Genomic DNA, 20,430 nt, shown 5'->3' with positions numbered 1-20,430 from the left:
AGGGGTGTACGATATGGTAAAAGCTGTGTATCCCGGGTCATTTGACCCAATAACTTACGGTCATATAGATATTGCAAAGCGGGCAGCGTTGCTATTCGACGAGCTTTATGTGGTTATAATGGAAAACAAAAAGAAGAATTACACATTCAGCGTTGATGAGAGGATAGAAATGGTTCAAGAATGCTTGAAAAACATACCAAATGTACATGTTGAAACATTTTCTGGTCTGCTTGTGGAATACACTTCAGCGAAGAAGATCAATGTAGTAATAAGGGGTCTCAGGGCAGTTACAGATTTTGAATATGAATTGCAAATGGCGCTTGCAAACAAAGAAATTTGCGACGGTGTGGAAACCGTATTCCTTATGACCGATAAGAATTTTTCGTTTCTTTCCTCAAGTCTTGTCAAAGAAGTTGCGTCGTTCGGAGGCACAATCTCTCAGTGGGTACCAGAAATTGTTGAAAAGAAACTTCGAGAGAAATTCAAAATTCAAACTGAGGTGAAATGATGGAATCAAAAAATCCTGTGATATTAGCTGAAAACCTATCAAAGGTTTATGGAAGTGGTAATTCTAAGGTCGTTGCACTCGACAGTGTGAATTTGGAAATCTATGACAGGGAAATCGTTGCAATATTGGGACCTTCTGGATCTGGTAAAACAACACTGCTCAACTTGCTTGCAGGTTTAGATATTCCAACAACTGGAAGGATAATTATTGAAGAGAAAGAAATAACAAAAATGAGCGAAGAAGAAAAGGCAAAATTCAGGGCAAAGTATATGGGATTTATATTCCAGTTCTTCAACTTGATACCCGTACTAACAGCTGTCGAAAATGTCGAACTGCCAATGTTACTAAATAAAACCCCCATAACACAAGCAAGAGATCGTGCATTAGAATTATTAAACAAAATGGGAATCATACACAGAAAAGATGCCTATCCTTCACAACTTTCAGGCGGTGAGCAACAAAGGGTTGCCGTTGCAAGAGCTCTATCGACAAACCCAAAGATAATATGGGCAGATGAACCTACCGGAGCTCTTGACGCGAAGAATGGGGAACAGATAAAACAACTGATTATAGACCTTAACAGAGAATTTGGGACTATCTTCGTCATAGTCACGCATGACCATACCGTTGCACAGATTGCCCATAGAATATTCAGAATGGAAAGTGGAAAAATAGTCGAAGTAATAAACAACAGGGAGGACAAATGATAACATCTTATGGTTATATATCTTACTGGCGATTCTGAGCTCAAAAAGGAATTTTACGTAAAAAATTACATATCTGGAAAGGATATACACTACAGAAGAATATATGCAGATGACACAGATAAAATATCGGAACTGAAATATGCATCCCAAAGTGTTGGTTTATTCTCTAATTCGAAGGTATATGACCTTGTTGATTTCGATGAGTGGTCGAAAAGTGAAAAGAACGAGTTCATGAATATCTCATTTTCAAATGAGCAAGTAACAGTTTTTGTAAGAACTCAAAAAGTTTCTAAAGACATAGAGGGCGGGCAAGTTGTTGTTCTTGAAAAACCAAAGGACTGGGAAGAAGAAAAGTGGATCGAGTTAATACTACAAACAGCCAAGGAATTGAACATAATTTGCAATAAAGAAGTCGCCCAAGAAATATACAATCTTGTTGGTAGTGACGAGTTTGGAATACTAACAGAACTTGAAAAATTAAAGACCTACTCTAATGACGAAGTCTCTATCGAAGATGTTGATGAGATTGTCTACAAGCGTACAATAAGTAGATTAGATGAGTTTTTATTTGCCATCAGTGAGAGAAAATACTCAAAAGCCTTAGAGCTTTTGAATGACATCGTTTCCGAGTACGATGCAGTCGTAATCTCTTACGCACTCTCAAAACACTTTATAGATCTGTTCAACATAATCGCCAATTTACATAGAAAACAAGGTGAATATTCATGGTCCGAGATAAGTAAATTAGCAAAAGAAACAGAAATTGCATCGCCAAAAGTTGCAAGATTCCTTGGATTTAGATTTAAGAATTCTAAAAACCCACCATTCAATCACGTTTTGTACTATACACCTAAGTCTTTATCAAACCTCATAAACCGTATTTATTTACTTGACAGAAGAGTTAAGCTCGGCGATGATATTAAGGTTTTGCTGAGCGAATTAATATCTGAATTAAAGCAAGAAAAGAGCGAACAATCAGAATAGCTGAAGACAATGATAAGATAACAAGAGGTGTGGAATATGAGAAGTGGATTTGCTTCATTTGTGGGAAAACCTAATGTTGGAAAATCATCAATCATTAACGCAATCATGAAAAAGAAAGTAGTCATCGTCTCTGAGAAGCCACAGACAACTCGAAATAGGATAAACGTAATATACACAGACAACGAAGCGCAGATTATATTTGTAGATACTCCTGGAATACACAAACCATTACACAGACTTGGAGAATACATGGTCAAAGCAGCTGTTCAGGCTTTGAAAAACGTTGATATACTGTTGTTTACGATAGATGCAAAGGAAGGTTTTGAGACGCCAGAAGAATTTATATCGGATTACATCAACCAATCCGGGACACCTACAATAGGTATTATAAACAAAATAGACTTGGTGAAAGAGGATACAATCGTTGAAATTGAAAACAAAATTAGGAAATCTGTAAACGATTTGATTACAGTAGTACGTACGTCCGCTTTAACAGGTTCAGGATTAGACGATTTACTTAAAGTTATTAAGGATAATATCCCGGAAGGACCACAGTTCTATCCTGATGACATTCTCGTTGATAGACCGCTTTCATTCATAGCTGCGGAACTCATACGCGAGAAGATATTCCACTTCACATACGAAGAGGTGCCACATTCCGTCGCTGTTATAGTTGAAGAAGTAAAACAGCGTGACAACGGCATTGTTTACATAAGAGCTAATATATATGTTGAGAGAGATAGCCAAAAAGGAATTATCATAGGCCAAAAAGGTCAGATGATAAAAAAGATAGGTGAAAGTGCGAGAAAAGACATTGAGTATTTCGTCGAATCGAAGGTATATTTGGATCTCCATGTCAAAGTTAAGAAGGACTGGCGGAACAAAGATTTTATAATACTCAATGAAATAGGAATGAGAGACGACCTTGAATAAAAAATCAGTTGATAACTCTTGGAATATTTAGAATATTCAACTTCATATCCGTGCGTGCTACGTAATAAATAAAGCCGTATTTTGTTGCTAATTCGACATAAGTTTTTATCCTTTCAGAGTTAGTCTTATCTAAAGGATTCCCGTTATCTATATACTCAACTGAAAGAATTTCGACTCCATCGTTTCTAAGCTTTAAGAGCTTACTTAATCGCTCGGTATAATATTTTGTACTGAGTTTTAATTTGGTATTTGTGAAAAACAGACTCTCCACTAAAACATACTTGATACTCTTTTTCAAATCAGGAAACTCAATTAAGATATCTTCACCGTTGATTAATACATACTCCATTTTCGGAAATTCTGAGACAATTTTCCTAATATTTTCCACTATCGCAAGTTTAAGATTTTCTTGTGTCTTACCACTTAGCTTTTGAAGATTTTCGTGCGTATAAACATTTATCCAATCAAGCACTACTCCATCGAAGTTAGCGTTAGAGATTTTTGTCATATATTCTTTTATTATCGAATACCATTCTGCGTACCAATATTTTACGTAGTATTCACCGGTCCAACCTTCGAGATTACCTAAGATGATACTCTTTGGAAGTTTGTTCCAATAGAATCTCCAGTCTTCTGCAATCGCAAAATTTATGTATGAAAAAACCTTTTTTCCTGTAGACTTAAGCAAATTAATCTCAGCACTACTGAATGCCTTCTTGTCTGTACCATCTGCTGAGTAATCGATAACTACAATTTTGGCTGGATAATTGATTATCGAATTAATATCAGGTCCATTGGTGAAAAGTATCCAACCTTGTTTTATTTCCACAGCATATAGGTTTATGGTAATTAACAAAACAGAAATTACTAATGTTATCAGAATCGACAGCTTAAACGCAAAAGAACTGTCCACAATGAATCCTCCCAAAAGAAAAGCCGCCGTTTAGGCGGCTTTTATTCTTAGTACTTTATGTAAGGGATCAATGCCATCTGTCTTGCTCTCTTTATTGCATCCTTGACCATTCTTTGGTGCTTTGCACAGTTACCTGTTAATCTTCTTGGAAGGATCTTACCCTTTTCATTGAGGAAGTCCTTGAGTACTCTTATATCTTTATAATCAACGTATTCTACTTTCATTTCGCACATTTTGCATGCTTTAACTTTTCTTCTTCTCTGCCTTACTTTTGGCATATTATTCCCTCCTTTTTATATGTTTAAAACATCAAAACGGTGGTTCATCATCATTTGGTATGTCTTCATCTGTTTCAACATCTTGACCAAAGACTTCTTCGTACGGAATCTCATCAGGTATTTCTCTATCGCCTTTCTTAGAATCAACAAAAACTATATTGTCTGCCCATATTTCGACAGTTGAACGCGGTTGTCCATCGTTTGTCTTCCATTTATTTATCCTGAGCTTACCATCGACGAGGACCATGCGCCCTTTCTGAAGATAATTGTGTGCAAGCTCAGCGAGTTTTCTAAATGCAACGATACGAATGAAATCCACATCATCACCGTTGTTACCTCTATTAACAGCAAGCGTGAACGTTGTTATAAGATTTCCATCGAGTGTTTGTCTTGTTTCAGGATCTCTTGTTAGCCTTCCAACAAGAACAACCTTATTGTAAGACATAATTATTCACCCTTCTCTTCTGTTGTTCCCTCCTGGGATTCCGATGAAACTTCTTCTGTCTTTTTTGCTCTTGCTGCTCTTCTTTCTTTCTTTTCAAGGTCTTCTCTTCTAAATGTCTGCCATCTAATGAACTCTGGGTGAACTCTGAAATAGTTTTCGAACTGTTCAAGACCTTGACCTGTTGACCTGAAGTAGAGAACTGTGTAATCTCCTTCTGAGTATTTGCCGATTCTGTAGGCAAGTTTCCTTATACCCCACCTGTCTACGTTTTCCACATGTGCTCCTACTCTCTCTTCCAAAAACTTCTTCACGTTCTCAACCAAGCTGTTTCTTTCTTCCTCTGACAAATCTGGTTTGATGATGAACATCGTTTCGTAAATCCTCATAAAGCACCTCCTCCCTCGGTCTATGCGGCCCTGCCTTCTTTTAGCAGAGCGGGATTATTGAGCATAAAACAAATACGGGCATAACGCCCGCGGTATCTTTCTGGTGGGCTCGGGAGGGATCGAACCCCCGACCGTCCGGTTATGAGCCGGATGCTCTACCAACTGAGCTACGAGCCCACTCTCTTGGAGGCGACGGAGGGATTTGAACCCTCGAATAGAGATTTTGCAGACCTCCGCCTTAGACCCCTTGGCTACGTCGCCCCGTTGCGAGATACATTCTATCATATAACCGTTGTTCTGTCAACAGCTTCAAGCAAAATTCAACTGGCAAAATCCAAGAGTGCCTATCTTGTCTTTTTTTGAAACACTTCGCCAACACTAACTATGAATGGAACTACGAATACTATTAAGAAATCACGGGATCTGCAAGAGTACTTGCAGATGCCAAAACTGATACATGTATTCTGCTTTAGAGTATTTCCCAGCTTAACCCTTCATCTTTCATCGAGAAGAGCACCTTGTTTCCTTCTTTGACCTTTTCATCTATGATAAGTTCTGCTAATTTGAATTCTATAGTGTTTTCAAACAACCTTCTCAATGGTCTTGCACCCATCGTAGGAACGTATCCTTCTGTTGCTAAATATTCCATTACGTTTTGATCAAGTTCAACTGTAATCTTTCTATCAGCAAGTCTTTCGTTTAGTTCCTTCAAGTAGATGGAGATTATTTGTTTTATATGTTCCTTCTTCAAAGGTTTAAATACAACCGCTGCGTCTATTCTGTTGATGAGTTCGGGTCTGAAGTACCTGCGCATCTCTTCTTCCATATGCCTTGGAATAGCATCTTCCAAGCCATCTTCGATATCCTGGATAATTACGTCTGAACCGATGTTGCTCGTCATGATTATTATCGTGTTTCTAAAGTCCACAGTTGTACCCTTTCCATCTGTAAGCCTTCCATCATCGAAAAGTTGCAATAAGACGTTGAAAACTTCATGATGAGCCTTTTCTATTTCATCGAATAGTACAACGCTGTACGGTCTTCTCCTAACCTGTTCGGTAAGTTGCCCACCTTCTTCGTAACCAACGTATCCCGGAGGCGCACCTATCAACCTTGCAACTGAATGCTTCTCCATGTACTCGCTCATATCTATCCTTATGAGTGCCTTTTCACTTCCGAAGATTACATCAGCCAATCGCTTTGCAAGTTCAGTTTTCCCAACACCAGTCGGACCTAAGAAGAGGAACACGCCAAGTGGACGCTTAGGATTCCTTATACCTGCTCTTGCCATCTTAATTGCGTTAGAAACAAGCCTAACTGCTTCTTTCTGGTCAACAAATTTCTCGTGTATAAACTTTTCTAAGTTTTTAATCTTCTCCTTTTCATCACCCATTAGCTTGCCAACAGGTATGCCTGTCCAACGTTCCACAATCCTTGCAATATCTTCTTCCAATATTTCTGCCTTACCGTCAATCTTCGCTCTTGCAGCAGCTTCATCAACCAAGTCAACCGCCTTGTCAGGCAGAAATCTATCAGTAATGTACTTTGAAGACAACTTCGCAGCTGCCTCAATAGACTTATCAGTTATTTTAACACCGTGGAATTCTTCAAACTTCGGCTTCAATCCTTTCAAAATTTCAATTGTCTCTTCAACGCTTGGCTCTGGTACGAATATAACTTGGAACCTTCTTGCAAGGGCCTTGTCTTTCTCTACATGTTTTCGGTATTCCTCAACGGTTGTAGCACCAATAACTCTTAGAGTTCCTCTCGCCAATTCCGGCTTCAAAATATTTCCCGCGTCAAGTGCACCTTCCGCAGCACCTGCGCCAACGACAGTATGTAGCTCATCTATGAACAGTATTATATCTGTTCGTTTCTTGAGAACATCTATCAGCTTCTTCAACCTTTCTTCAAACTCACCCCTGAATTTCGTTCCTGCAACGAGTCTTGCGAGGTCAAGTTTTAAGACTGTCTTGTTCTTAAGGAAATCAGGAACTTCATTCTTTACAATTCTCTGTGCGAGCCCTTCAACAATCGCAGTCTTCCCAACACCAGGATCACCAATGAGTACTGGATTGTTTTTGATCTTCCTGCCAAGAATCTCTATCATCCTATTAACTTCGTTCTCTCGACCGACAACCGGCATCAATTGACCGTTCCTTGCCATCTCTGTAAGGTTTTCTGTAAATTTTGCAAGTACGTCTATATTTTCCTCTTCAGAATACGTTCTCTTCATCCTCAACTCTTTGATGGCGCTGTAAAGCTTGTCTTGAGTTACGCCATATCTTGTAAGTAACCTGTAAGTTGTAGTTTCTGGAACAATCGTCATCGCCAGCAACAGGTGATCCGTACCTACCTTTTCGTCACCCATGCGTTTCGCTTCACGTTTAGCTTCGTTGATTACCTTCGTAGTGTCTGGTGCTATGAAAACCTGACCTGTTCCACCTGAAGAATAGTAGTATGAGCCTTTTGAACTAATAGCGCGTTCGACATCACTGCGGAGTGCATCAATATCTACATTCAGATGGCTTAGAATATCATAAGCTGCATTTTTTGTGTTTTCTAACATAGTCAACAATATGTGCTCGGGCGCCATCTGATTTTGCCTGTATCTGTTTAAAACATCGGAAACGGACTGCAAAATCTCCTGAGCGTTTTCGGTGAAGTCTTCCGTGTTAAACATCATCATGACCACCCCTTTCTTAATCCTTTTTCTTATTTCCATTCCGGGACAATTTTACCAGATTAGCACTCATATGTCAAGAGTGCTAATTAAATCTCCGCACATTTCTTCTCGAAGAATACACAAATAAAACAATGGTGGATTCTTATATTGAAGTTGAATTGTCTGCTGCCGGATGGTAGAATATACTTGAAACACTTCGTCATGCTAACAGTTTTCGAAACAGGTCAAGCACCTTATTGGAGGGTTAATTGATGCCAATTCCCTATCTCGTAACACTTTTTACATTCATCGATGGACTTGCCCAGGGTATATATGGAACAATATTCAATCTTTTACTGCGCTCATCTGGACTTTCCACAAGTGCTGTTGGTAGGATAACTTCGTTTTCACTGTGGGGAATCGCTTTTTTTGGATTGATATTTGGCTTGCTTGCAGATAGATTTGATAAGAAGCAACTAATGGTGTTCACTCATTTGCTCAGTGTATTTTTTGGAACATATAGAATACTCGTTACTTCTGTCCACCAACTCGCGATTATGTCATTGCTCTTCGGTGGCTTTTCGTCTGCAACAAGTGTAATACTCTCAACTTTGCTGATACTTAAAACAGACGCGCGTAATCGTTCAAAGCACCTTGGAATGAATTTCGGTATTGGGATGTTCACCGGTGTTCTTGGAAATGTTTTTGGTGGTGTGTTTGGCGACCTGTTTGGCTTGAGACCTGTTCTGATAGTTTCGAGTCTATCAAGGCTCATAGCGATATATCCAATTCTCAAAATGAAAGCTTCTGAATTGATGGTAAAGAGAGAATCAAATGAGGGTATCTTAAGATTTTTCTCCATTGTAAGAAACATGGATTACAGAATGAGAAAGATAGTAGTTTATTATTTCCTGTCAACTATAAGCGTTGGTTTCGGTGCAGGATTGTTCGTTAGCTTTGGAAACGTTATCTTCTATGATATATTCCACATGAAACCTGCGATAATCGGTTCTATCCTCGCAAGTGCGCAGTTGGCAACGAGCTTAGGAGCGATGTTTTCACACAAGCTTGGCAAGAAATTTGGCGATATGAATGTACTGATCTTCTCATACGTTGTCGTGCCTATCTTGATAGTTATGCTGAGTTTTGTAAGAGAACCTATCACGTTCACTTCGGTGTACATACTCCGCTTTGCGGTTATGAACATGGTCAGTCCTTTGTTAACTGCTACGGTTTTCTCGAGTATCGATGTAGTGTATTTATCATCGATAAACGGCATGAACGTCTTTTTCAACAACGTCTCTCGAGCTTTTTCTGCAGAGCTCTTCGCTTATTTCACGCGCTTTAATTCTGGTTACACGTTAATCTTTGCAGTTAGCTCCGTTTTTTATTTTGTAAACGCTTATGTTATGATAAGAATGTACAAACATATAAGGGAAAGTTAACTGGTGCACTATGTGCACAGACAAGGTACACAGACGAGTGGAGGGTGAGAATGATAAATTTAGAAAGTGATTTTCGAAACATTTCCAAGAATCTATTTAAACTTTCTGTCCCGACGATGATTGGGTTTTCAATACAATCGCTATACGACTTGGTAGATATGTTCTGGATAGGCAAGATATCATACAAAGCGATTGCAGGCATTGTTATCTTTTCTACAATCTTTTGGCTCGTTGAGATTCTTAACGAGATAATAGGCACATCTTCGGTATCGTTGATATCACAATCTTATGGTTCGGGTGACAAACGCTTAACTTCAAGAATAATAGAACAAACCCTTATTTTTAAGGCATTAGTTGCGGTAATTGCTTCGACAATTTTAATTGTATTTTTCAAACCGCTTGTGTGGTTCTTTTCAAAGGATAGAGAAGTTGTCGAATCTGCAATTAAATATGGTTACATCCGCATATTTTTTATGCCGATATTTTTCATGACTTACTCTACCTTTACCGCACTGCGCAACATTGGACGAGCCACTTTAGCAATGACTACAATGGCTCTTGGGGCTTTTTTAAATATTATCCTTGATCCGGTATTCATTTTTGAAAAAATACCTTACATAGGTGTCCGCGGTCTTGGTTTGGGAATAGAGGGAGCTGCTTGGGCAACAGTTTTATCTTCTTTCTTTCCTCTGATTTGGGGATTAACGTTACTTTCAAGAGGTATAGATGGGGTGAAGGTCTCGTTTAAAGGATTGCTGAAATTGGACAGGCTAATAGATAGAAAACTAATTACCATTGGTTTACCTTCAGGTATAGAGATGCTCCTTCGAAATCTTTCGTATACCGTACTCATAAAATTGTCATCGCTATTTGGTTCGGAAATCGTCACTGTTTTCGGCATAATAGAACGAGTTATGGGTTTTTCCGTTATTCCGATATTCGGTCTTTCAATAGGTTCAAGTACATTAGTTGGATTTGCGCTTGGAAAGAACGATGAAAGGTTGGCAAAAAAGGTTGCCTTCATGGCAACCTTGTATAGTGTCATTATCAACATGGTTATCCTGACCTTGATTGCGAGTTTTAAAGACGACATTTTTAGAATATTCACGACAAACCAAATAGTTATCGAAATTGGTGCTAAGAGTCTCAAATTTGTCTTGACTGCAATGTTCTTTATTTCGGTTACTGCTGGTATTTCAAGTGCGTTCTTTGGATCCGGAAAGACCTCTATTCCGTTCATTTCAAGCATTATAAGTCGATGGGGTGTTATGGTCCCGTTTGTTCTTTTGAGTATTTTGACTTTCAAATTAGGTATAAACGGATTGTGGCTTGCGTTTCCTGTTTCTGAATTTGCAGAAGCAAGTGTGATGCTTTATGCGTTTGTAAAATCTAACTGGACAAAAAAACGAGTGATTTAGTTCTGTGATTTTAGTACATAGAACTTGTTGAAGAATAGCTGTATGGAATAAATAGCAAGTGATATAGCTAATGCATAAACAACCAATCCTGTATTTCCATTGAATCTATCAAGTAACAACCCTCCCAAGAATGGACCAACCCCAAAGAGCATACCTATGACCATCTCATGCAATGCTCCCTGCTTGCCGTGTGCTTCGGTCTCAGAAAGCAGACCGTAGAATATCGCAAAAGTATAGGGAACAGCATAACTGAAACCTGCAAAAAGCGCTGTTATAAAAAACGGCAAAGGTGATTTTGCAAAAATTGCCAAGATACCAGTTGCCGGGACGACACTAAGAAGCAAAGCACAGATTTTCTCGTTGCCTACCCAACCTTTCCAGGATTGAAGAAGAACAAACGTCAGGAAAACACCTATGTTGGCCCCCACTATTAAAAATCCGGCTTTATCCAAATTTAAACCTGCAAGTAAAATCAGTTTCGGAAAATCAGCCATCACAGATGTGTAAACAAGCCCGCCCAAGAACAGGATTATCCTGTATTCTAATCTGAGCTTTCTCATGAGCTTTGAATCGTTAACTATAGAAGAATTGTACGTATGTTCCGTTAACTTATGTGCAGGCTTAAATACAATAACATCACCGCTTTTCCTGCCGTCCTTTGTAATCAAAATAGCGCTACATGATGAAAGGATAAGACCTATCATGAATATAATGTATGACAAGCGAACGGTTAAGTATGGACCAAACGTCACTCCAATTATATTTCCCGTGCTCCATGATAACGTGAACCTGCCGGTAATTGATGGTGGATCTATTCCGAGAGTACTTTCTGACTTTGCAATAAGCCCTTCAACTTGAGGGAAAAATGAACCGAAGAACGCTCCTTGTAATATTGCAAAGAGCGTTAATGCATATGGTGTTCGAACCGCAAGTCCATAGAATGAAACAAACAGGAGGTACGCGAAAAGCAATGACATGGTTTTCTTATAACCATACTTGTATCCGCTATGACCTATCGTAATACTCGCTAAAGCGTAGACAAAGGATGCAACAAGATTGATAAGTCCAATTTGAGTAAATGTAAAATTCAGTTTTGCTGCGGTTGAATTTATAAAAGTACTGAAAAGATACGCTTGAATTGAAACAGAAAACGATAGCAAGTGATATTTATGAAAAAACCTTCCCATAACAATGTTAGCCCCCTAAAATGTAGTTTTCTTACAAACTATAACAAAACATTCTCCATATTACTAGACTGTTATCTACTTGGTATCACCCATGGCGACAGTGGTAAACCATGTGGCGATGAATTGAGTCCAAAATAAATCAGATACAATGGCTCCTCGCTTAGGATTTCAGTAAATGGTGAAAAAATACCTGCAACAGGATAGAGCTTTAAACCTGAGACATACGTTTCAATAAAGAAATGAGTGTAAAGTCCATAGATGGATTCATTTGATAAAGCTACTGGATTGGAAATTCCGAGGGTAATACCGCTATTTCGTACGTAAATAAGATTTCCGAATATAAATGAACTGTCTTTGAACAACGTGTATGCTAATGAAACATCGTACGAAACTGTCTGAATATCCTCGAGTCTTACAGCAGCTTGGCTTTCAAATGTTGTGTCTAAATTCAAAGCAATGCCAAAATAGCCGAAAGCGTACAAGTTTGACAACAGCTTTTCATACGAGAATAGTTCTTCGTACGTTTCACTGCTGAGCAATAAGAAAGCTTGGGATTTATAAGGGTAACCAAACAAATTCGATGTAACAAGTAACCCAAAGCCTATGTTTTTTGAATAAACAGCAGGTACATTAAAGGTAGCAAATAGGTTGAAGTAAGCGTCGAGTATATTGCTATATTCACTTCTAAAACTGAAAGTCAAGTAACCATACATGTTAGTATTAGGCGTTAGTTTAAGAGTCCCAAATCTAAACGCACCGGTCAAGTTGTAGTCGTTTGTTGGATAATAATAACTGGCGAAAAGCTCGTAAGTATCCTTAGATTGGATAGCACCGATGTACTGTGAATAAGAAAGGTTGAAGCTTGAATCTGTTATTTTGAGGTCAAAGATTGGTGTTAAGACTACAAACGTATCGTTCTCTATGTTTCCAAAAGTAAATATCATATACCCACGATGAATGTCGTCAGTTTCGTTGTACTCGTACATCGGAATCCAAGTAAGCGGTTGCATGAATTTATTCATTCTAAACGCGAGCTCAGAGCCGTACTCAAATTTCACGTCAGTAAAACTGAAATCGTATTTATATGATTTCAATTCTGCTTCAGATTGACTATACTTGATTTTGTAAATTCCCATACCGGTATTCACCGTGTAGGGAATATAGCTTACATAATAGATGAAATCATCTGCTACGCAAAAATCATAAACCAACAAATTTTCTCCAAGTTGATAAAGTTTTTTCTTAGATAGGTCATAATAATATGGATTCACGTATTTTCCATCAACTCTTGTAAAGAGAATGCCATCTTTCCAAAATCTTACATACGGGCCCTTCATTGCATCGTCAGTTATCTCAAACGTTTCTTTGGTTTTGGTATCTACTATAAGAATCGAATAATCCGACAGCAGAAGAGCCAATTTCGTATCTCTACCGTCCATATAAGAAACATACTTGTCTATTGTTAATTCAAAGTTCTCTCCTACAATTCTGGTCTTCATAGTTCTATTGTCATAATTTGCTAAGTATACCTTCTTATCTGCTACCGCAAATGCCGATATGTTTCCTTTAGCAATAATCCGGTTTGCACTCAAATCCCAAACCTGATTCTCGTATGTTCCCATAGTCTCGCTTTTGATAAGACCATACTTTGTATCAGAATCAATTTTCAAATCCATTGCAAAAAGAACTTGTTTTGAAATTTCCTTTCCGCTTTGATCCAATTCTATCAATTCTGAATTAGTGGTACCAATGTAAGAAGTTGAGGGACCAAATTTATCAGTTAGTATTCGAATGCCTTTATCTGTTTTGTCGATTTTGTAGATCTGAGTATTTGGAAGTTTGTATATAAGCTCACCTTCATGGTATTTTATCTTCATTACACTTCTAATCCAATCAGTATAAAGCTCGTCAAAAGTTTTTCCAAAGACTTTTTCAAAGATATCTTTATACTTGCTCCCAATCTCTGGGTCAGGTAAAAATGCAGAAGTTAATTCAAGATATTTTTTCATCTTATCCAGACCGTACGTATCTACAAGATATTTATAAAAGCCAGCTGTGAAATTGTAGTACAGCAAACCTCCTCTGAAGTCATCAACAGGCATCAATTCTTTATAGGTGAATGACGGAAAATTTGGAATAGAATAATAATACATACCATCAGAATAGAACGGATTATTCAGTCTACCTGAGGATTTCGAAAAAGAGCTTTCAGCAAAGACCGTTGTGCCTTCGACAAATGGTCCATACATTTGAGGCAAATACGGAATGCCTGTTAAGATACTTATTATCTTTGAGAATAAATCTTGGTAGGTTAAATGCACCATGTGCGTAAATTCGTGAATGATAAGATATGTATACCAATCCTCGAGCGGCAATGAGAATTGGAACCAACTTTCCGGTGGCCAGAGGTAAAGAACTATTGTTTTGTGAAGTAAAGGATTTGTATATCCGTTACTTATGGCTCCCTTATCTTGAAGTATGAAAGTAACTCTACCCGGGTCGTTTCCAATTAAATCGATAACCTGTTGCCGAACGTTTTCGAATATCTTCCCAACAAGTTTGGCGTTTTCTTCATAACCTTCCGGAAAAACAATGTCCGCATGTTCAAAATGCAAGACACCACCAAACGAAATAGTAAGTACAAAAACACTTAGCAAGATAAGAATGTGCTTTCTCATAGTTTCACCCCTTCTTAGAAGTAAGTGGTTTTAGAGATAACCTTTAAGTTAATTTTATCACAATGAAAGTTATGCGCAATAATCGACGATTAAACTTTCCGAAAACTCAACGACTTGACTGTTAGTAACAGCTATTGTAAAATTCATTGTGAAATACTATACCTGGAGGGGAGCTCCTAAATGCGGGGCTGAGAGGGGAACGCAAGTTCCCGACCCTTCGAACCTGATCCGGTTAATACCGGCGGAGGGACCAGGGCACACAATAAGTGTGAATCTGGAAAAATTAATAATAAAACGATGTTCCCTCCGTAAAATTGGAGGGATTTTTTCTTTTAAATGCGCATAACGTATGAATATCGTGAAAAGGAGGGATTTTTATGAAAAAGCTGTTTTTTTTAACTCTTGTGCTCATCACAGCGGTATCTTTCTCTGCTGAACTTGTCATATACACATCCGACAGTTTTGCAGGGGGCATAGCAAAGGTTGTTATACCAAAATTTGAAAAACAGTACAACTGCAAAGTAAAAGTTGTCAGCTTTGGTTCGATGGGCGATGTGCTTGCAAGGCTAATAGCTGAGAAAAATTCGCCAAGAGCTGACATAGTCATAGGATTGAACCTCCAGCAACTGAACAAGGCTATCAGCGAAGGTATCTTGGAAAAATACAGAGCAACGAATTCTAAAAATTTGATGTACAAAGGTTTTGTAAACGACTACGGGACCGTGTACGATTATGGCGCTATAGCTATGCTTTACAACGCGGAGAAGATAAAAAATCCTCCAAGATCATTCAAAGATTTGCTGAAATCGGAATACAAAGGCAAAATCGTTTTAATAGACCCAAGAACTTCAAGTACAGGATTGACATTCCTCATGTGGACAATAGCGGCTTTTGGTGAAGATGGAGCTATGGAGTACTGGAAAGAGCTCAAGAAGAACGTACTTACATTCACAAGTGGTTGGAGTGCAGCATTCAAGATGATTGAAACAGGTGAGGCTGACATAATAGTTAGTTTTGCAACAGACGGAGCTTACAGCATGTATAAATACGGCTCAATAAAGTATGTACCTGTAATCTTTGAAGAAGGCGCATACGTTCTTGAAGAATACGCAGGTATAATTAAGAATGCCAAAAACAGGGCACTTGCAAGAGCGTTTATAGAATTTATTTTGACACCTGAATTTCAAAAAGAAGTTCCTCTGAACCAGTGGATGCTTCCTGTTATAAACATCGAACTACCTGAAGTATTTAAATACGTTCCTGAAACAAAGAAGATTTTGAGAGTAGACCCAAAGATTAACGAACGATTGGATGAAATATTGAAGAAGTGGGAGAAAGCTGTTATAGGATAGTTCTAATTCGAAAAGAGAAGGGCAGGGATTCCTTCCCTGTACTTTTTTTAATAATTTATATAGCTTTCAACGATCCAAAGCTTCGCATAGTCTAAAAGAGTAGATGAGAGACAAGTTTTATCAAATTCCAAGAAGTGAGGTGCTTCGGTTTGATAAGAAGAATTCTTCTGCTACTATTATCTCTTGTTCTTATATTGCCTACATCGTTTATCTTCTCTCAGTATCTTAAAGTTGGGTTCCTGTTAGGTTCTCCATATGCATTTTGGAGTGGGAACACATTCAAAGGCATAGAATGTGATATATGGAAGGCGGTTTCTCAAGAGATAGGTTATCAGCTTGAAGTGTACGTATTACCTTTTTCCGCAATTTCCCCTGAGATTTTAACAAAATTATCGATGGACGTAGTCGTAGGCGGCATACATATGACAGATGAGAGAAAGAAACTCTACGATTTCGGAACACCCTATATGGATTCAGGTTTAGCTATTGTGACAAGAAGTGATCTAAAGTGGGATGGAAGACCGGAAAGCATTACTTTTGGAGTCAAAAAAGGGGCAACAGGAGAAACCATCGTTCAGCAATGGAATCAAAGCGGGAGGAAAGTTAAGTACATATCTTACGTTTCTAACGAAGAGATAATAACACATCTCTTGATAAAGAAAATCGATGGCGCATTTTTTGATTACATCAACGCACTATACCTTGCTAAAATGTACGGACTTACAGTCCAAAAGCAACTCATTTATACGACCAAGATAGGCTATATATCATTGAATAAAGAGCTCAAGAGTCGAATTGATAAAGCGGTTCAGAAGTTAATTCAGGAAAATAAGATAAGGCAGATAATAGCTTCCTATGTAGGAAATTATTGAAAGAAAGCGCTCCTTAAAAGGAGCGCTTCAATTTTATTATTATCAACTACACTATAGTACAAGTCCTCCATCGACACCTATGACTTGACCTGTAATGAATGCTGATTCGTCGGATGCCAAGAACAGGTAAAGATAAGCAACTTCTATAGGTTCTCCAAGCCTCTTTAATGCTGCTTTCTCAGCCATTGCCGTTAAAATCTTTTCTGGCACTTTCTCTGTCATTGGGGTTTTTATAAAGCCCGGAGCAACTGCGTTAACTCTAATTTGTGCGCCTTTTCTTGCAAATTCTTTCGCCCAGGTTTTTGTCATACCTATAACCCCAGCCTTTGTCGCTGAGTAATTCGTTTGCCCAATGTTTCCGTAGACACCTACCACAGACGATGTATTAATTATACTACCTTTTCCAGCTTCGAGCATATAAGGGACAACTGCCTGAGTCATATTGAAAACGCCTTTCAGGTTTACATTTATTACTCTATCCCAATCCTCTTCGGTCATATTTTGAATGAGCGCATCGCGTGTGATACCTGCATTATTAATAAGCACGTCTATTTTTCCGAACTTTTCGATTACATCCTTCACAACTTCTGCTATCCTGTTTCTATCAGTCACATCAAGTTTGTAAAAATGTATGTTCGGATGTTCGTAAGATGCTTCTCCAACATCACATGCAATTACGATAGCACCTTCTTTTGCAAAGAGTTCAGCCGCCGTTCTTCCAATACCGCTTCCTGCGCCTGTGATTATGCAAACTTTACCTTCCAATCTCATGTTGTTTACCCCCTTTTATATAAGAATCATTCAATATTCTCAACGATAACCGCAGTACCCATTCCACCACCGATGCAAAGCGTCGCAAGTCCGTATTTTATATGTCTCTTTTTCATTTCATACAGGAGCGTAACGATTATCCTATTTCCACTTGCACCGATTGGATGTCCAAGCGCAATGCCACCACCGTTTACGTTTGTGCGCTCCAGTATCCATTCCTTCGTAACTCCAAATGCTCGTTCCCAGCCTTTAATAACGGCTAGGCTCTGACCTGCAAACGCTTCGTTCAGCTCTATCAATTCGATATCTTGGAACGACATACCGGCTTTCTTAAGAACCTTTTCTGTCGCAGGAACTGGACCTATCCCCATCCTCATTGGGTCAACACCCGCTTGTGCCCATGCAACTATTCTTCCAAGAGGTTTCAATCCTTTCTTTTCAACATACCTATCACTTGCAAGGACAATTGCACTTCCTCCATCGTTTATACCACTTGCATTACCTGCAGTTATAGTTCCATCTGGTTTAAAAGCTGGTTTAAGTTTTGCCAAACTTTCCAGAGTCACGTCAAATCTTGGATGTTCGTCCGTGTCGAAGAGTTTGACACCCTTTTTGTCTGGTATTTCAACAGGAACGATTTCGTCTTTAAATTTTCCGTTCTCAATTGCTGCCTTTGCTTTCATCTGGCTGTTGTACGCAAATTCATCCTGCTCTTGACGAGATATGTCAAACTCTTCTACAAGTTTCTCAGCGGTCATCCCCATGTGCACTTTATTGAATACATCGGTTAATCCGTCGAGTATCATGTGGTCTTGAATTTCCTGATTTCCAAACTTCAAACCAAAACGTGCGCGATAAGAAAGCAAAAATGGTGCTTGAGACATGCTCTCTATACCACCTGCAAGCACTACATCTGCCTCTCCAAGCTCGATATCGGTAGCACCGATCATGACTGCCTTCATTCCACTACCGCAGAGCATATTGACTGTATAACCAGGTTTCTCAACGGAAATACCTGCGTATATACCAACCTGCCTGCCCGGTCCCATCCCCTGACCTGCGGTAAGTATACATCCAACGATCGTTTCGTCAAAATCTTCTACAGAAACACCGGATTGCGCAATGGCTGCTTTTGCTGCAATTGCTCCGAGTTGTGGTGCCGGAATATCTTTCAAAGAACCCGCGAATGTGCCTATAGCCGTTCTCTTTGCCCCGAGTATATATACCATCAAAACCACCTCCACCTTCTCCAATTAATGAGAAACTGAATAATAAAAAAGATGAATCACCATTTATATTATCAGTTTTATTAAACCATTTTCAAGATTCTACTGTCAAAATAACTGGACGATAAAAATAATTTATTAATTGCATCTTTCTAACTTTTGCAATCTTTTCATTCATATTGCTCAAAATTTTTCAGGATTTCTATATATATCCGAATCTATATTAGTTTTATAGACTAAGCTGTAGATTCAAGCATAATTTGTAGTATAATAATTATTGTAATTTGTGAATTTAACATACGGTAATAATTTTGAGGATGTGAGAGTATCGCTTAGTATCACAAAATCTGAAAGGAGGGCTTTTCATGAGAAACCTTACGATGTTCCAGAAGATCATGGTGGCTGTTGCGATCTTGATTCTCTTCATGGTGGCTATAGGAATTTATTCTTTGTTTACCATGAGATCCATGATTGTAGAAAAGACAGAACAGAACCTCCAAGCACTTGCGGAAAACAGCGGAGACAACTTGATGAGTTTCATTGACGGGCACGTAAAGCTCATCGAACTGCTATCAAAGGATGCAAACGTATTGGGTGTCTACAAAAACGAATTCCAGGAAGATGTTTGGATGAAGAAACTTTTCAACACCGTTATGAAGAGTTATCCAGATGTTATGTATGTTTATGTTGGATTAAAGGACAGAAGAATGTATTTGATACCTGAGACGGAACTCCCTGAAGGATATGACCCAACATCAAGACCGTGGTACAAAGACGCAGTAGCAAAACCAGGGCAGATTATCATTACAGAACCTTATGCTGACGCTTCAACTGGGCAACTTGTTGTTACTATTGCTAAGACTATTCAAACGGATGAAGGAATTGTCGGCGTTGTTGCACTTGACTTTGATATTTCAAAACTTTCGGAAAAACTCATGGTAAAGGGCAAGGGACTTGGATACCTAAATGCAGTTGTGTCAGAGAGCGGCAATATACTGTTGCACACAGATACAACACTGATAGGAAAGAACGTGTCGGATCAGGAATTCTTCAAAAAATGGCTTTCAGGACCTGAGAGTGGTGTTTTTGGATACACATTCAACAATGTCAAACGTATCACAGGATACAAGAGACTGCCAAATGGATGGATTTTTGCAACTCTTGTAATAGAGAAAGACTTGATGAAGGAAGCTAACATTGCCACAATCGTAATGATTGGTATTACTGTGATAGCAATCATCTTGAGCATTCTCTTAGCATTGTGGTTTACAAGAACATTCATCGTCAAACCAATCAACGAAATTGTTGCTGCCGCTGAGAAAGTAGCGCAAGGTGATTTGACTGTGAACATCGAAACCAAATCAAAAGATGAGATTGGAAAGATTGCAACCGGACTTTCGAGCACAATTAATGCTCTTAGAGGTATTGTTTCACAAATCCAGCAGGAAGGAAATGTTATAAAGCAAGAAGCATCTCAAGTGGCAGCAGTATCCGAAGAAACAAGCGCCACGATAGAAGAACTCACAGCACAAGTTGACAGTGTAAACACGAATGTGAACAACGCATCGGCTGCAATTGAAGAGATGACAAGCGGTATACAAGAAGTTGCAGCAAGTGCTTAAAATGTTGCAAACGCTTCACAAAAACTCAGTGAAGAGGCTC

18 protein-coding genes, 2 tRNA genes and 1 riboswitch are annotated in these 20,430 nt (G+C 38.7%); of the genes, 9 read left to right on the top strand and 11 right to left on the bottom strand.

The window, feature by feature from the left end; translation table 11 throughout:
• Positions 1–13: 13 nt before the first annotated feature.
• The 4 genes from coaD to era are packed head-to-tail and all read left to right on the top strand — an operon-like array spanning position 14 to position 3,132.
• Entirely contained in the window at positions 14–508 is a 495-nt protein-coding gene (gene coaD / locus BUA11_RS02715) for a pantetheine-phosphate adenylyltransferase (RefSeq protein ID WP_072758083.1), read from the top strand.
• On the top strand, positions 508–1,215 hold the full coding sequence (locus BUA11_RS02710; RefSeq protein ID WP_084634326.1) for an ABC transporter ATP-binding protein: 708 nt from the start codon (positions 508–510) through the stop codon (positions 1,213–1,215). The genes coaD and BUA11_RS02710 overlap by 1 nt, the downstream gene beginning before the upstream one ends.
• A gap of 9 nt (positions 1,216–1,224) precedes the next feature.
• On the top strand, positions 1,225–2,199 hold the full coding sequence (locus BUA11_RS02705; RefSeq protein ID WP_072758081.1) for a DNA polymerase III subunit delta: 975 nt from the start codon (positions 1,225–1,227) through the stop codon (positions 2,197–2,199).
• Between the two features lie 36 nt (positions 2,200–2,235).
• Entirely contained in the window at positions 2,236–3,132 is an 897-nt protein-coding gene (gene era, locus BUA11_RS02700) for a GTPase Era (protein ID WP_072758080.1), read from the top strand.
• A 4-nt stretch (positions 3,133–3,136) separates the two neighbouring features.
• Here era and BUA11_RS02695 read toward each other — a convergent pair whose 3' ends face one another.
• The 7 genes from BUA11_RS02695 to BUA11_RS02665 all read right to left on the bottom strand — a co-directional run bounded on the left by BUA11_RS02695 (position 3,137) and on the right by BUA11_RS02665 (position 7,837).
• Positions 3,137–4,045 carry a glycoside hydrolase family 191 protein gene (locus BUA11_RS02695; RefSeq protein ID WP_072758078.1) on the bottom strand — a complete coding sequence of 303 codons (909 nt, stop codon included), beginning with the start codon at positions 4,043–4,045 and terminating at the stop codon, positions 3,137–3,139.
• Positions 4,046–4,092: 47 nt separating this feature from the next.
• Positions 4,093–4,323 (bottom strand): 30S ribosomal protein S18, encoded by a 231-nt coding sequence (rpsR, locus tag BUA11_RS02690; protein ID WP_072758076.1) that lies wholly within the window; start codon positions 4,321–4,323, stop codon positions 4,093–4,095.
• 31 nt (positions 4,324–4,354) lie between these two features.
• Positions 4,355–4,768, bottom strand: a complete 414-nt coding sequence (locus BUA11_RS02685) for a single-stranded DNA-binding protein (protein WP_084634325.1) — start codon at positions 4,766–4,768, stop codon at positions 4,355–4,357.
• 2 nt (positions 4,769–4,770) lie between these two features.
• A complete protein-coding gene (rpsF, locus tag BUA11_RS02680) occupies positions 4,771–5,154 on the bottom strand; it encodes a 30S ribosomal protein S6 (RefSeq protein WP_072758072.1) in 384 nt (127 codons plus the stop codon).
• Positions 5,155–5,255: 101 nt separating this feature from the next.
• A tRNA-Met gene (locus BUA11_RS02675) sits at positions 5,256–5,331 on the bottom strand.
• A 7-nt stretch (positions 5,332–5,338) separates the two neighbouring features.
• A tRNA-Cys gene (locus tag BUA11_RS02670) sits at positions 5,339–5,415 on the bottom strand.
• Between the two features lie 208 nt (positions 5,416–5,623).
• Positions 5,624–7,837, bottom strand: coding sequence for an ATP-dependent Clp protease ATP-binding subunit (locus tag BUA11_RS02665; RefSeq protein WP_072758070.1), 2,214 nt, complete (start codon positions 7,835–7,837; stop codon positions 5,624–5,626).
• Between the two features lie 254 nt (positions 7,838–8,091).
• Here BUA11_RS02665 and BUA11_RS02660 point away from each other — a divergent pair, with 254 nt between their 5' ends.
• On the top strand, positions 8,092–9,264 hold the full coding sequence (locus tag BUA11_RS02660; RefSeq protein WP_072758068.1) for an MFS transporter: 1,173 nt from the start codon (positions 8,092–8,094) through the stop codon (positions 9,262–9,264).
• Positions 9,265–9,314: 50 nt separating this feature from the next.
• Positions 9,315–10,682, top strand: a complete 1,368-nt coding sequence (locus tag BUA11_RS02655; RefSeq protein ID WP_072758066.1) for an MATE family efflux transporter — start codon at positions 9,315–9,317, stop codon at positions 10,680–10,682.
• Here the strand turns inward: BUA11_RS02655 and BUA11_RS02650 are convergent.
• Positions 10,679–11,869 carry an MFS transporter gene (locus BUA11_RS02650; RefSeq protein ID WP_072758063.1) on the bottom strand — a complete coding sequence of 397 codons (1,191 nt, stop codon included), beginning with the start codon at positions 11,867–11,869 and terminating at the stop codon, positions 10,679–10,681. The genes BUA11_RS02655 and BUA11_RS02650 overlap by 4 nt on opposite strands.
• 71 nt (positions 11,870–11,940) lie before the next feature.
• Complete coding sequence (locus BUA11_RS02645; protein WP_072758061.1) at positions 11,941–14,547, bottom strand: hypothetical protein; 2,607 nt, start codon at positions 14,545–14,547, stop codon at positions 11,941–11,943.
• Between the two features lie 156 nt (positions 14,548–14,703).
• Positions 14,704–14,814, top strand: a riboswitch (TPP riboswitch).
• 110 nt (positions 14,815–14,924) lie between these two features.
• Between BUA11_RS02645 and BUA11_RS02640 the strand changes: the two genes are divergently transcribed.
• Together BUA11_RS02640 and BUA11_RS02635 are read left to right on the top strand one after the other, a co-directional pair.
• Entirely contained in the window at positions 14,925–15,899 is a 975-nt protein-coding gene (locus BUA11_RS02640) for a thiamine ABC transporter substrate-binding protein (protein ID WP_072758059.1), read from the top strand.
• 149 nt (positions 15,900–16,048) lie between these two features.
• On the top strand, positions 16,049–16,771 hold the full coding sequence (locus BUA11_RS02635; RefSeq protein WP_245789466.1) for a substrate-binding periplasmic protein: 723 nt from the start codon (positions 16,049–16,051) through the stop codon (positions 16,769–16,771).
• Between the two features lie 51 nt (positions 16,772–16,822).
• On the opposite strand, the gene BUA11_RS02630 is transcribed toward BUA11_RS02635, so the two are convergent.
• Positions 16,823–17,542, bottom strand: a complete 720-nt coding sequence (locus BUA11_RS02630) for a beta-ketoacyl-ACP reductase (RefSeq protein ID WP_072758057.1) — start codon at positions 17,540–17,542, stop codon at positions 16,823–16,825.
• 26 nt (positions 17,543–17,568) lie between these two features.
• A complete protein-coding gene (locus tag BUA11_RS02625; protein ID WP_072758055.1) occupies positions 17,569–18,771 on the bottom strand; it encodes an acetyl-CoA C-acetyltransferase in 1,203 nt (400 codons plus the stop codon).
• 362 nt (positions 18,772–19,133) lie between these two features.
• On the opposite strand from BUA11_RS02625, the gene BUA11_RS10460 reads away from it, so the two are divergent.
• Positions 19,134–20,390 (top strand): methyl-accepting chemotaxis protein, encoded by a 1,257-nt coding sequence (locus tag BUA11_RS10460; protein WP_245789464.1) that lies wholly within the window; start codon positions 19,134–19,136, stop codon positions 20,388–20,390.
• The last annotated feature ends 40 nt before the right edge of the window (positions 20,391–20,430 follow it).

Source organism: Fervidobacterium gondwanense DSM 13020, assembly GCF_900143265.1.
GTDB classification, from domain to species: Bacteria; Thermotogota; Thermotogae; order Thermotogales; family Fervidobacteriaceae; genus Fervidobacterium; species Fervidobacterium gondwanense.
Note: the sequence above shows the minus strand (reverse complement) of the source record. Positions and strands in the feature narration are given on the sequence as shown.

Coding starts and splice junctions, on each gene's coding strand:
- BUA11_RS02705 (WP_072758081.1), top strand. CDS start 1,225: ATGGTTATATATCTTACTGGCGATTCTGAGCTCAAAAAGGAATTTTAC.
- rpsR (WP_072758076.1), bottom strand. CDS start 4,323: ATGCCAAAAGTAAGGCAGAGAAGAAGAAAAGTTAAAGCATGCAAAATG.
- BUA11_RS02665 (WP_072758070.1), bottom strand. CDS start 7,837: ATGTTTAACACGGAAGACTTCACCGAAAACGCTCAGGAGATTTTGCAG.
- BUA11_RS02650 (WP_072758063.1), bottom strand. CDS start 11,869: ATGGGAAGGTTTTTTCATAAATATCACTTGCTATCGTTTTCTGTTTCA.
- BUA11_RS02685 (WP_084634325.1), bottom strand. CDS start 4,768: ATGTCTTACAATAAGGTTGTTCTTGTTGGAAGGCTAACAAGAGATCCT.
- coaD (WP_072758083.1), top strand. CDS start 14: ATGGTAAAAGCTGTGTATCCCGGGTCATTTGACCCAATAACTTACGGT.
- BUA11_RS10460 (WP_245789464.1), top strand. CDS start 19,134: ATGAGAAACCTTACGATGTTCCAGAAGATCATGGTGGCTGTTGCGATC.
- BUA11_RS02710 (WP_084634326.1), top strand. CDS start 508: ATGGAATCAAAAAATCCTGTGATATTAGCTGAAAACCTATCAAAGGTT.
- BUA11_RS02640 (WP_072758059.1), top strand. CDS start 14,925: ATGAAAAAGCTGTTTTTTTTAACTCTTGTGCTCATCACAGCGGTATCT.
- era (WP_072758080.1), top strand. CDS start 2,236: ATGAGAAGTGGATTTGCTTCATTTGTGGGAAAACCTAATGTTGGAAAA.
- BUA11_RS02625 (WP_072758055.1), bottom strand. CDS start 18,771: ATGGTATATATACTCGGGGCAAAGAGAACGGCTATAGGCACATTCGCG.
- BUA11_RS02645 (WP_072758061.1), bottom strand. CDS start 14,547: ATGAGAAAGCACATTCTTATCTTGCTAAGTGTTTTTGTACTTACTATT.
- BUA11_RS02660 (WP_072758068.1), top strand. CDS start 8,092: ATGCCAATTCCCTATCTCGTAACACTTTTTACATTCATCGATGGACTT.
- rpsF (WP_072758072.1), bottom strand. CDS start 5,154: ATGAGGATTTACGAAACGATGTTCATCATCAAACCAGATTTGTCAGAG.
- BUA11_RS02655 (WP_072758066.1), top strand. CDS start 9,315: ATGATAAATTTAGAAAGTGATTTTCGAAACATTTCCAAGAATCTATTT.
- BUA11_RS02630 (WP_072758057.1), bottom strand. CDS start 17,542: ATGAGATTGGAAGGTAAAGTTTGCATAATCACAGGCGCAGGAAGCGGT.